Origin of the sequence: Defluviimonas aquaemixtae (assembly GCF_900302475.1) — a bacterium.
In the GTDB taxonomy this organism is placed as follows: Bacteria; Pseudomonadota; Alphaproteobacteria; order Rhodobacterales; family Rhodobacteraceae; genus Albidovulum; species Albidovulum aquaemixtae.
This window is the reverse complement of sequence record NZ_OMOQ01000001.1, coordinates 1,698,503-1,710,511: the sequence shown is the minus strand read 5'-3', so window position 1 is coordinate 1,710,511 and position 12,009 is coordinate 1,698,503. Positions and strand designations below refer to the sequence as shown.

Here is a 12,009-nt window from a genome sequence, read left to right as displayed (position 1 = left end):
GCGCTCATGTCTTATGCCTGCACGGTGGAGCCGCTGCGGGCCGCGAATCTCCTCGCCCGGCGGCCGCTCTACGACGTCATCCATTTCGGAGATGGCGCGCAGGTCGGAAGCTCGGGCGCGGCGAGCGTCGCGGCGTCGCAGCGCGTGGGCGACATGCCCGCGCTCGATCTCCTCATGGTCATCGCCGGCGGCGACCCGGCGAGCTTTCGCGACCCGGAGGCGCTCGGCTGGCTGAAGCGCATGGCGCGGCGCGGCGTGCAGCTCGGCGGCGTCTCGGGCGGGCCCGTGATCCTCGCCATGGCCGGGCTGATGGAGGGGCGCCGGATGACCGTCCACTGGGAGCACGCGCCGGTGCTCGCCGAGATGTCGCCGGGCCTCGTCGTGGAGCGCCGGCTCTATGTCATCGACCGCGACCGCGTGACCTGCGGCGGGGGGACCGCTCCCCTCGATCTCATGCACGCGCTGATCTCGGAGCATCACGGCGGCGCCTTCGCGCGGCTCGTCAGCGACTGGTTCCTCCATACCCGCATCCGCGCCTCGGCCGATCCGCAGCGTTCCGGCCTCGTCGAGCGCATCGGCACCAGCTCGGCCCCCATCCTCGACGCGGTGTCGGCGATGGAGGATCATGTCGCCGACCCGCTGAGCCTGCCGCAGCTCGCGGCGATCGCGGGCGTGTCGGCGCGCCAGCTCAACCGACTGTTTCGCGACCGCTTTGGTCAGAGCACGATGACCTATTACCGCGCGATCCGTCTTGACGTGGCGCAGCACCTCTTAGGTGCGTCGCCATTGCCGCTGACCGAGATCGCGCTCGCCACCGGCTTCGCGGGATCGGCGCATTTCTCGCGGGCATTTTCGGAACGGTATGGTATGCCGCCCTCAAAGGTGCGGCGCTGATACCTCAGAGGGGGCCATGGTGAGACTGCTCGTCCTTCAACATGTCGATGTCGAACATCCCGGCATCTTCCGGTCTTTCCTCGCCGATGACGGTCACGTCTACGACACGGTGGAGCTTGATGCCGGCGACGCGCTGCCAGCCATCGACGGCTACGATGGCCTGTGGGTTATGGGCGGGCCAATGGATGTCTGGCAGGAGCGCGACCATCCCTGGCTGGTTGAGGAAAAGGCGTTCATCCGTGATGCGGTAGAGGGCAGGGGGTTGCCATTTCTCGGTCTCTGCCTCGGACACCAGCTTCTGGCCGAGGCGCTTGGAGGAGAAGTGGGGCCCGCGAAGACGCCTGAGATCGGGGTCATGGAGGTGCGACTGACCGAGGCCGGCGCGGAAGGCGTCCTCTTCGATGGCCTGCCGGAGCGTTTCCACACGCTGCAATGGCACTCGGCGGAGGTGACGCGGATGCCTGCCGGTGCGCAGTGCCTCGCGACGTCGCCCGCCTGCACGGTGCAGGCGATGAAATGGGGCCCGCGCGCCTATTCGGCGCAATTCCACGTCGAGGTCGAGGCCGACACCGTGACGAATTGGGCTGCGATTCCTGAATACGCGGCGGCCCTCGACCGTGCGCTGGGTGTAGGCGGCGCGGAGCGCCTCGCCTCAGATGTCGAGGACAGGCTTTCTGCTTTCAACGAAATGGCGGAGCGGCTTTACATCAACTGGCTGCAGACTGCCGCGCAGGCGTGAGGGGCGGCGTGCGCGCGACCGACTTGTTCCAATAGATGGGATACTGAGGCGACCCGACTAGCGTGAATTCTGTTAGGTGTCCGCGGCGCGCGTCAGCGACAGGCGCGCGGTCTCCAGATGCTCCTTCATGTGCGCGGTCGCCCGCTCGGGTTCGCGCGACCGGATCGCATTCAGGATCTGGCGGTGCTGAAGATTGTAGGTGGCGATAATCGACGGGTCGAGCGTAAGGTGCCGCATGCGCGTCCATTCATCCATCGACCGGACGCGGTTGATCTGACGGATGATCCAGATGAGAAGCGCGTTGCGCGTCGTCTCCGCCAGCGTCCGGTGAAACTCGCTATCGGCCTCGGCAAAGGCTACGGGATCGTCGACGGACGCCTCCATCCGCGTGCAAAGCTCATCGAGCCGGTCAAAGTCTTCGCGCCTGCCGTGGAGCACGCAAAGCCGACAGACGTGCGGCTCGAGCGCAAACCGCGCGTCGATGAGCTCGAGTGGGCTTGCATTGGCGACCGCCTCGGCTGAAACCTCGTCGCGCTGAAACGTTATGTATGTGCCGCTGCCGGGCCGTGTTTCCAGAAACCCTTCGGCCTCAAGCTGACCCAACGCGTCCCGCAAGGTGTTGCGTGCGACGCCATAAAGCTCAGCAAGTTTCCGCGATGCCGGCAGCCGGTCGTGGCGTTGATACGTGCCCTTCGCGATTTCCCGGCGCATGAGTGCGGCGATGTCAGCGGAACCCATTCTGGCCATGGTTTTGTAGTCCTTGTAGCCCAATTCTGATCCAATATACACGTATGACAGAGAAAATCTAGCGGTTTGGCTTAAAAAAGGTTGATTATTGGTCCGAATCTGCGTCAATGTGCCTGTCGTTGCGCAGACTCAGCGTGGCGATGAAATGCACGGCCAGCCGGGGGGATGAAGTCGATGACGTTTCCTGTGCATGCGAAGTTCTTCGTCGTCGGGCTCGGCCCTCGGTCCGCGACTTCGAGAACATGCTGTACCTGCCGAAGAATATCACCTTGAAGGGTCTCGATGGCGAGGTGCTGGGATGACTGCACCCGGAGTCGCACAGCCCGTAACCGAGAAGATGATCATCGCCGTGAACCGGAACGGCTGTGAAAACGAAGAGCTGATAAGGCCGATACAACAGGGAGAGAGTAAGTGCCTAAGAATTCGTCAAGCAGGAAGCAGACATCGACGGATCTCGAATCATTCGTGAACGCCAAAGGGCGGGACGACAAGATCAAGCAGGTTCGTGCCAAGATAAACGAACTGGGGATTGAATATCTCTACCTCCAGTTCGTCTCCGTGACCGGCAAGGTGATGGGGAAGGGGATCCCCGCCGATCACTGGGAAAACGTCGCGAAAAAGGGCTTCCAGCTTGTCTACGGCGCGACCGTCAACCTTTTCACCAACCGTGCGGGAGAATATCTGGGCTACGGACCCGAGGCCGCTGAACTTGTCGGTATTCCCGAGCCCGAGACCTTCATGCAGCTGCCCTGGGCGCCGCAGATCGGCCGCTTCTATTGCACGCTTTTCCGCAACCGCGAGGAGAAGGTCGATCCCGGCGGCTACCTGACCTCAGACTGCCGTGGCAACCTGAGGCGCATGCACGCGGAGTTCACCAAGAAGCACGGCACCATGCTTCGGATCGGGACCGAACCCGAGATGATGTGGCTGAAGTTCGACGAGGACGGCAAGCCGCGCGACGGCTACTCGAAGCCATATTGCTATCACATCGACCAGTTCGAGAAGCTGCGTCCCGTCTCGCTCCAAGTCATCCGTTACTCCCGCAAGATGGGCCTCGACATGATCCAGGGCGACCACGAGGATGCGCCGGGCCAGCTCGAACTCAACTGGATGTTCGACGACGTCCTCAGGAATGCCGACCGGCTGACGACCTACCGCCAGATCTGCGCCCAGGTCGCGCGCGAAAACGGCATTTTCGCCTGCTTCATGACCAAGCCCTTCATGGGCGTATCGGCCTCGGGCTGCCATCACAACATGAGCCTCTGGCATGGCGGCAAGGATGAATTCGCGCCCTGCGGCAATGACAAGAAGAAGCTGCCCGGCATGGAAGATAACTACATGTATGTCAGGGGTGGCGACAACACGTTCATGCCTGACACGGACGATCCTCAGATGCCGGGCAAGGAGGGCCTGAAGGCGATCGGCGGCGTGGTGAAACATCTGCAAGCGCTGACCGCGATCGGCTGTTCGACCGTGAACTCGTACCGCCGGCTTTGGGACACTGGCTTCTGGGCGCCGGTCTTCTCGGACTGGGGCTTCCAGAACCGCACGACGGGGCTGCGCGTCTCGGCGCCGGGCCGGTTCGAATACCGTTCGGTCGACTCAATGGTGAACCCGTATCTCATGGGGACCTGCCTGCTGGCCGCGATGGATGACGGGCTGGACAACAATCTCGATCCCGGCAAGCCGGAAGAGCGCAACATCTACGACGCGATGGCGGCCGGCAAGAAAGTCAAGAAGCTTCCGATGTCGCTCGGCGAGGCGCTCGACCACCTGCGCAAGAGCGAGGTCGTCCAGCGCGGCCTGCCCGGCGAGATGTACCGGCTCTACGACGAATACAAAACTGACGAATGGGCGCGCTTCATGTCGACCGTCACCGAATGGGACAAAGACAGGTACATGGAGTGCCTGCCCTAGGTAAAACTGCAATCTGACGGCGGGTCGCGGCTGACCGCGCCCGCCGCCGAATATTCACACGAGGAGACGCAGCTAAATGTGTGGAATTGCTGGAATTATCCACAGGGGTAAGAGCTCCAACGTGGGCGGCGAGATGACCGCGATGTTGCAGGCCCTGAAGCACCGCGGCCCGGATTCGACCGGCTATGCGGTCTACGGCGAGGGCGGCGACCCCAAGGACTACATCATGCGGATCAAGGTCGCGGAGGCCGAGGACCGCAAGACCGGTCACGGCGTCCACAAGCTGATCGCCGACCGCATCGCGCGGGTGGACGAGATCCTTGCCGAGCACGGCGCGAAGGTGAAGTCCAAGGAGGCGATCCGCGAATACGCGCTTCGCTACGTCCTCAGCCACGACGGCGACACCGCCGCGATGGCGACTCATATCGAGGAGGACAAGGGCACCGAGATCCTGTCAATGGGCAACGGTCTCGAACTGATCAAGGACCTCGGCGACGCGAGCGACGTGGCGGGCGCCTACGGGCTCAACGACTTCACCGGAACTCACGGGATCGGCCACACAAGAATGGCGACGGAATCGGACGTCGACATCAAGTCCGCCCACCCCTACTGGGCCTTCCCCTACAACGACATCAGCGTCGTCCATAACGGCCAGATCACCAACTACTGGATCATGCGCCGCGAGATGGAGCGCAAGGGCCACCGGTTCCAGTCGAACTGCGACAGCGAGCTTCTGGCGGTCTACACCGCCCACAACCTCAAGAACGGCATGAGCCTCGAGGATTCGCTTAAGAAGTCGATCAGCGAGATCGACGGGGTGTTCACCTATCTCGTGGCCACCAAGGACCAGCTCGGCATGGCCAAAGACACGATGGCCGCGAAGCCGCTGGTGCTCTACGAAAGCGACGACCTGATCGCCATGGCCTCCGAAGAGGTCGCGATCCGGGCGATCCTTCCCCAGGAAATCGACACCTATGATCCCTACGACGAGGAGGTTCGGGTATGGCAAGCGTGAGTGACGCCGACCTCAAGAAGATGAGCCAGGAAGAGCGTGTCACGGCGCTCGGAATGCGGACAGAGCAGCTTACCGGCAAGACGCTCTATATCGAGTTCGACCCCGAGGCTGAGGAACGGTTCACCTATCCCTGGGCGCCCGACGTCGACTTCAACAAGCGGACCGAAATCGACACCGACGACATGACTACGACCGAGGTCAATGCCAAGATCCGAGACCTGATGGGCGAGGGCTACGGCACGATCGTGCTCAAGAACCCGCGCGGCAAGCATTCGCTCGGCGTCGGCATCCTCAGCCGCCTCAACCTGATCATCGAAGGGTCGTGCGGCTATTTCGGCGTCGGCCTGATCGACGGGCCGAACGTGCGGATCAACGGCCGCGTCGGCTGGTCCTGCGGCGAAAACATGATGTCGGGCACGATCGTCATCGAGAAGAACGCGGGCTCCACCTTTGGGGCGGCGCTCCGCGGCGGCGATCTCGTCTGCAGGGGATCGGTCGGGTCGCGCACCGGCATCGACATGAAGGGCGGAACGATACTTGTCGGCGGCGATACCGGGGCTCTGTCGGGCTTCATGATGCAGCGCGGCCGGATGGTCGTGTGCGGCAATGCCGGCAAGAACCTCGGCGACTCGATGTACGACGGCACGATCTATGTCGGCGGCGAGATCAAGTCGTTGGGCGTCGATGCCGTCGAGGCCGAACTGACCGATCTCGACAAGAAGTGGCTGACCCGCAAGCTCACCCAGTACGGGCTGATGCCTCAAAAGGGCGTCGATCACTTCACCAAGATCGTCGCGGGCAAGCAACTCTGGAACTACGACAATCTCGAACCGACCGAGAAGAAACTCATCCTCTGACGCTGTCGAAAGGAACGAAAACATGGCCGATGGCAGCCCGACCCAAAAAAAGCCCATTGGACGCGACACCTACCGTCTGGGCGACTCCTTCATCTTCCCGCCCAGAGTCATCGACGACATTCACGTCAAGGCCGAGTTGGGACGCTACCGGATGCGGGGCTTCTCGCTCTTCAAGAAGATCCCGCACTGGGACGACCTGACCTTCCTGCCCGGAACGCTCACGCGCTTCGTCATCGAGGGCTATCGCGAGAAATGCGAGACCAAGACGGTGATCGGGCCGCGCGCCAAGCGTCCGCTGGAGCTGGACATTCCCGTCTACATCACCGGCATGTCCTTCGGCGCGCTCAGCTACGAGGCGAAGACCGCGCTCGCGCGGGGCGCCACGATGGCGGGCACCGCGACCTGTTCGGGCGAGGGCGGCATGATCCCCGACGAACGGCGGTTCTCGTCGAAATGGTTCTACCAGTGCATCCAGTCGCGCTACGGCTTCAACCCGAATCACCTGATCCTCGCCGATGGCTGCGAGTTCTTCATTGGCCAGGGCTGCAAGGTCGGCCTCGGCGGACACCTCATGGGCCAGAAGGTCACCGACCAGGTGGCCGAGATGCGCTCGCTTCCCGCCGGCATCGACCAGCGCTCGCCCGCCCGGCACCCGGACTGGCTGGGGCCGGACGACCTCGCGCTCAAGATCCAGGAGATCCGCGAGGCAACCGACTGGCAAATCCCGATCCAGCTCAAGCTCGGCGCGGCGCGGGTCTATGACGACGTGCGGATGGCGGTGAAATGCGATCCCGACTCGATCTACATCGACGGGATGGAGGGCTCGACCGGCGCCGGTCCGCACCTCGCGACCGAGGATACCGGCGTGCCCGGCATCGCCGCGATCCGCCAGGCGCGAAAGGCGATCGACGACCTCGGCAAGCGGGGCGAGATCAGCCTCGTCTATGCCGGCGGCATCCGGAATGGCGCGGACGTCGCCAAGGCGATCGCGCTCGGCGCCGACGCCATCGCCATCGGCCATTCGGCGATGATGGCCTTGAACTGCAACAAGGACATCCCCGAGGCCAACTATCCCGAGGAGATTGGCACGGAACCGGGCCATTGCTACCACTGTCACACGGGGCGCTGCCCGGTCGGCGTAGCGACACAGGACCCGAAGCTGCGCGAACGGCTCGATCCCGACGCGGCCGCCGAGCGGGTCTACAACTTCCTCCATACGCTCACGATCGAGGCGCAGCTCTTCGCGCGCGCCTGCGGCAAGACCAACCTCCATTCGCTGGAGCCCGAGGACCTCGCCGCGCTGACGATGGAGGCGAGTGCGATGGCGGGCGTGCCGCTCGCCGGCACCAACCACACGGTCGGCGTCGCCGACTACCACCACCTGTAAGGAGGACGCCATGGCTGGAACACAGTACCGCGGTTCCGAGATCAAGGATGTCGACCAGTTCCTGAAGGACTCGGCGGGTCTCGAATCCCAGCGCGAGAAGGAGATCGGTCAGCATATCGGCTACCGCTATGACGTGAACCTCGTGCCTGATTACGACCGGATCACCCCGTTCCTGAAGAAGTACATGGAGGTGATGGGCTGGGATGACCTCAACTGGCTCGAAGACGTCCATATGGGCTACGAGGAGGGCTCGGCCGCGGTCTTCGACCGCAACAACAACGGCTGGGTCCGGATACCCGACTCCATCGACTTGCCGGATAACCAGCAGGACCGCGACATGATCGCACGCGAGCTTCTCCTGAAGTTCCAGATGTCGGACCGGCATCCCCTGGTGACGCTCAGAAAGGCGTATATGAAGTTCTGACATGCCGCGCCCGCTCAACATAGCTTGCCTCCAGACCCGGCCGATGCCGGACTTTCGTGCGGCTCTGGACGAGGCGCTGCCGCTGGCCGAAGCGGCGATCCGGTCGGGCGCGGAAGTGCTGTTTCTTCCCGAGTACTGCGGCGGGCTGCGGTCCGATGGCCCAAGGCTGGCGCCGCCCTCGGCACCAGAGGCGAAGCATCTGGTGCTGACCGAGTTCCGGGAACTCGCCGCGCGGCGAGGGGTGTGGATCAATGTCGGCTCGATCGCGGTCGACGGACCCGATGAGCGCATCTACAACCGGGGATACATGCTCGACGATCGTGGCGATATCCGTGGCCGCTATGACAAGATCCACCTCTTCGACATCACGCTTTCCGAAACCGAGACCTACCGCGAAAGCGCGACGGTCGCGCCTGGCCGCCGCGCCGTCCTGCACGACACGCCCTTCGCCCGGATCGGCCACACAATCTGCTATGACCTGCGCTTCCCGCAACTTTTCCGCACGCTCGCAAAGGCTGGGGCCGAGATCATCTGTTGCCCAGCTGCCTTCACGCGCCGTACCGGCGAGGCGCATTGGCATGTGCTGAACCGCGCACGCGCCATCGAGAATACCTGCTTCGTCGTCTCCGCCTGCGCGATCGGTCCGATTCCGGGCGGCGGCGAAAGCTACGGTCATTCGCTTGTCGTGAATCCGTGGGGTGAGGTGATCGCGGATGGCGGAACCTTGCCCGGCGTCGTTCATGCGCAGATCGAACTCGACAGGGTCGAGTCAGCCCGGTCACGCATCCCGAGCCTTTCGCACGACCGCACCATTCGTTTGGAGACAACAGAGGACGCGCTGGCGAGCTAAACAAGACCCACTTTCAATCCGTCCCGCATTCCTGGGGCGCAAACGAATGAACGCCCCGCACGCACAGCGGGCGACCAGAAAGAAAGGAGCCACGCCGATAGCACCGGATCTGCACCGACAGTTCGGACTCGATCCCGACCCGCATCCGCTACGCGATGCCTTCCTGAAGTGGCAGTGCCGCGTCAGGCAGTTCGCGGTGCGCGAGCGAGACGGCCGGCCCGATGACGGGATCATGCCGGCGGTGTTCCTCGGCGACGACGACGTGCCTCTGGGCCATGTCATCACCGTCCTGAACAAGGCGCCGGGGCATTCGCTCACACCCGAGCTTACACACATGAGCGCCAAGACCAATGATCCGGCACAGCGGCGCGAGCAGGCAATCCGGTTCCTGGGTTCCGCCTACTACCAGAAGGCGCACGAGTTCTCAGATATTCTGACAGCGACCTTTCCGCCGGTATCTCCCGGCGCGGCAACGATCCGTGCGGCTGAAGCAGTCCGCCTCGTGTTCGATGCCTTCTCGCAACGCTTCGACCTTAAATGCCGGGTCTGGAAGCTCGCGCCGCGCAACCCGCTTTACCAGGCGACGATGGCGCACAACCGACTTTTCAATCCGGGTTTGCCGGGCAAGACCGAAGTGCTTGGCTTTGAACCTGACTGGCAACGATCAAGCGCCGATCCCATGCCGGGCTCCATCCGAAACGCGCGAACGGGAAGCTAGCAAGCGAGATCAGCTGGGAGGTTACATCATGAAAGAACGTATTTGCATCATCGGTGCCGGGCCGTCGGGTCTCGCCCAGCTCAGGGCATTCCAGTCCGCCGCCGCGAAGGGGGCCGACATGCCCGAGATTGTCTGCTACGAAAAGCAGGCCGACTGGGGCGGGCTCTGGCGCTACGACTGGCGCACCGGCGTCGATGAGCACGGCAATCCGAACCACGCCTCGATGTACCGCTACCTGTGGTCGAACGGCCCCAAGGAAGGTCTGGAATTCGCCGACTACACCTTCGATGAGCATTTCGGAAAGCCGATCGCCTCCTACCCCCCGCGCGCGGTCCTGTTCGACTACATCGAGGGCCGCGTGAAGAAGGCGGGCGTCCGCGACAAGATAAGGTTCAACACGGTCGTACGCGACGTGCGCTTCGATAACGGCAAGTTCGAGGTGACGGCGCGCGATTGCGCGACCGACAAGGAGACCCGCGAGATCTTCGATAACGTGATCGTCGCCACGGGACACTTCTCGATGCCGAACGTGCCCCACTATCCCGGATTCGAGAGCTTCCGGGGGCGCATCCTCCACGCCCACGATTTCCGCGACGCGCGCGAATTCACCGGCAAGGACATCTTGATCCTCGGCACGTCCTACTCGGCCGAGGATATCGGCAGCCAGTGCTGGAAATACGGCTGCAAGTCTGTCACCGTGGCACATCGCACGGCCCCCATGGGCTTCAAGTGGCCCGACAACTGGCAGGAGGTGCCCGCGCTCGTGAAGGTCGAGGGGCGCACGGCGTACTTCAAGGACGGGACCTCGAAAGAGGTCGACGCGATCATCCTGTGCACGGGTTACAAGCACCACTTCAATTTCCTGCCCGACGATCTGAGGCTGAGCACGGCCAACCGGCTCGCCGCGACAGATCTCTACAAGGGCGTGGTCTGGGTGAATAACCCCGCGCTCTTCTACCTGGGCATGCAGGACCAGTGGTTCACTTTCAACATGTTCGACGCCCAGGCCTGGTGGGTCCGCGACGCGATCCTCGGACGGATCGAGCTGCCGGAGGCCAAGACCATGGAGGCCGACTGGAAGAAGCGCCAGGCCGACGAGGACGCGCTAGCCGACGACTATGCCTGCATCGCCTACCAGGGCGCCTATACGCAGGAATTGATCGGCGAAACCGACTATCCGAGCTTCGATGTCGAGGCCGCCAACAAGGCGTTTTACCAGTGGAAGAAGCACAAGAAGGAAGGAATCATGACGTTCCGTGACCACGGCTACGTCAGCCCGATGACGGGCGCGATGGCGCCGCCGCACCACACACCGTGGGTGAAGGCGCTGGACGACAGCCTCGAGGATTATCTTCAGACAGAGCCCGCGAAGACGGGTCAGAAGATTGCGGGCTAGACGCAGGCGAGACCCGAGCAGTAACCAGTGCGGCATCCACGTCGCAACGCAATAGGGAGAAAGAGAACGATGAAATGGACTGCAAACGGCCTTGTGGCCGCCGCGTTGGCAGTGGTGCCGGCGTCAACATTCGCTCAGGACAGCAGCGACCCCATCATTATCCCGATCCACAACTGGTCCAGCCAGATCGTGATGAGCAACGTGGTGGGTCAGATCTTCGAGGAGATGGGCAACCACGTTGAGTATGTGACGACCGACAGTCAGGCGGTCTACGAGTCAGTTCGCTTGGGTGACGTGCATCTCGAAATGGAGGTCTGGGAAGGCGCGTTCGGCAAGTCGTTCCGCGAGGCGCTGGAAAAGGGCGGTCTGCACGATGCGGGCGACCATGACGCCGTGACGCGCGAGGATTGGTGGTATCCTGCCTGGACCAAGGAGTCCTGCCCAGGCCTGCCGAGTTGGGAAGCGCTCAATGAATGCGCCGCGGCGTTCGCGACGCCTGAAACCGGCGACAAGGGCCGGTTCCTCGGCGGGCCGGTCGACTGGCTGAAGCACGACCAGGAGCGTGTCGACTCGCTCGACATGAACTTCGTCGTGGTGAACGCGGGCTCGGCTGCGGCGCTCTGGGCCGAGATTGGCGCAGCGGAAGCCGACAAGAAGCCCGTCGTCGTCTTCAACTGGACGCCGAACTTCGCCGAAGCGGTCTGGCCCGGCGAGTTCGTCGAGTTTCCGCAATGGGTCGACGGCTGCGATGTCGATCCTGCGGTCGGGCCGAATCCCGACGCCACCTACGATTGCGGCAACCCGGCCAACGGCTATCTGAAGAAGGCCGCCTGGGACGGCTTCGAGGAAAAGTGGCCCGCTGCCTACAATGTGCTGACGCAAATCAGCTTCACCAATGCGCAGATCGCAGAAATGGCCAAGCTTGTCGATATCGACGAGATGGAACCCGAAGAAGCTGCCGAGGTCTGGCTGGAAGACAATCAGGACCTGTGGCGGCCCTGGGTCGACGGGGCCAGCTGATAGCCGGCGACCGCTGACACCAATGACCGTTCCGGCACAATGCCG

Annotated in this window: 13 protein-coding genes; 11 read left to right on the top strand and 2 right to left on the bottom strand. The window is 63.2% G+C overall.

What is annotated here, in order from left to right; translation table 11 throughout:
- Positions 1–6: 6 nt before the first annotated feature.
- Both DEA8626_RS08320 and DEA8626_RS08315 read left to right on the top strand, forming a co-directional pair.
- Positions 7–894 (top strand): GlxA family transcriptional regulator, encoded by an 888-nt coding sequence (locus tag DEA8626_RS08320; protein ID WP_245890803.1) that lies wholly within the window; start codon positions 7–9, stop codon positions 892–894.
- A gap of 16 nt (positions 895–910) precedes the next feature.
- Complete coding sequence (locus DEA8626_RS08315) at positions 911–1,633, top strand: type 1 glutamine amidotransferase (protein WP_245890802.1); 723 nt, start codon at positions 911–913, stop codon at positions 1,631–1,633.
- A 72-nt stretch (positions 1,634–1,705) separates the two neighbouring features.
- Here the strand turns inward: DEA8626_RS08315 and DEA8626_RS08310 are convergent, their stop codons facing one another.
- The gene (locus DEA8626_RS08310) at positions 1,706–2,380 is read right to left on the bottom strand and encodes a FadR/GntR family transcriptional regulator (RefSeq protein ID WP_108853380.1); all 675 of its coding nucleotides are present in this window, start codon (positions 2,378–2,380) and stop codon (positions 1,706–1,708) included.
- Positions 2,381–2,791: 411 nt separating this feature from the next.
- On the opposite strand from DEA8626_RS08310, the gene DEA8626_RS08305 reads away from it, so the two are divergent.
- From DEA8626_RS08305 to DEA8626_RS08280, 6 genes are all read left to right on the top strand, one after another.
- Complete coding sequence (locus DEA8626_RS08305) at positions 2,792–4,297, top strand: glutamine synthetase family protein (protein ID WP_108852525.1); 1,506 nt, start codon at positions 2,792–2,794, stop codon at positions 4,295–4,297.
- Between the two features lie 76 nt (positions 4,298–4,373).
- The gene (locus tag DEA8626_RS08300) at positions 4,374–5,312 is read left to right on the top strand and encodes a class II glutamine amidotransferase domain-containing protein (protein WP_108852524.1); all 939 of its coding nucleotides are present in this window, start codon (positions 4,374–4,376) and stop codon (positions 5,310–5,312) included.
- Entirely contained in the window at positions 5,300–6,169 is an 870-nt protein-coding gene (locus tag DEA8626_RS08295) for a GltB/FmdC/FwdC-like GXGXG domain-containing protein (protein ID WP_108852523.1), read from the top strand. The genes DEA8626_RS08300 and DEA8626_RS08295 overlap by 13 nt, the downstream gene beginning before the upstream one ends.
- A gap of 22 nt (positions 6,170–6,191) precedes the next feature.
- Complete coding sequence (locus DEA8626_RS08290; RefSeq protein WP_108852522.1) at positions 6,192–7,556, top strand: FMN-binding glutamate synthase family protein; 1,365 nt, start codon at positions 6,192–6,194, stop codon at positions 7,554–7,556.
- Between the two features lie 10 nt (positions 7,557–7,566).
- Positions 7,567–7,980, top strand: a complete 414-nt coding sequence (locus tag DEA8626_RS08285; protein WP_108852521.1) for a hypothetical protein — start codon at positions 7,567–7,569, stop codon at positions 7,978–7,980.
- A 1-nt stretch (position 7,981) separates the two neighbouring features.
- Positions 7,982–8,830, top strand: a complete 849-nt coding sequence (locus DEA8626_RS08280) for a carbon-nitrogen hydrolase family protein (protein WP_108852520.1) — start codon at positions 7,982–7,984, stop codon at positions 8,828–8,830.
- A gap of 148 nt (positions 8,831–8,978) precedes the next feature.
- Here DEA8626_RS08280 and DEA8626_RS21590 read toward each other — a convergent pair whose 3' ends face one another.
- Positions 8,979–9,107, bottom strand: coding sequence for a hypothetical protein (locus tag DEA8626_RS21590; protein WP_281261489.1), 129 nt, complete (start codon positions 9,105–9,107; stop codon positions 8,979–8,981).
- Positions 9,108–9,164: 57 nt separating this feature from the next.
- Here DEA8626_RS21590 and DEA8626_RS21305 point away from each other — a divergent pair, with 57 nt between their 5' ends.
- The 3 genes from DEA8626_RS21305 to DEA8626_RS08265 all read left to right on the top strand — a co-directional run bounded on the left by DEA8626_RS21305 (position 9,165) and on the right by DEA8626_RS08265 (position 11,964).
- Positions 9,165–9,548 (top strand): hypothetical protein, encoded by a 384-nt coding sequence (locus DEA8626_RS21305; RefSeq protein WP_245890801.1) that lies wholly within the window; start codon positions 9,165–9,167, stop codon positions 9,546–9,548.
- Positions 9,549–9,576: 28 nt separating this feature from the next.
- Positions 9,577–10,944, top strand: a complete 1,368-nt coding sequence (locus DEA8626_RS08270; RefSeq protein WP_181366388.1) for a trimethylamine monooxygenase — start codon at positions 9,577–9,579, stop codon at positions 10,942–10,944.
- A 69-nt stretch (positions 10,945–11,013) separates the two neighbouring features.
- Positions 11,014–11,964, top strand: a complete 951-nt coding sequence (locus tag DEA8626_RS08265) for an ABC transporter substrate-binding protein (RefSeq protein ID WP_108852519.1) — start codon at positions 11,014–11,016, stop codon at positions 11,962–11,964.
- The last annotated feature ends 45 nt before the right edge of the window (positions 11,965–12,009 follow it).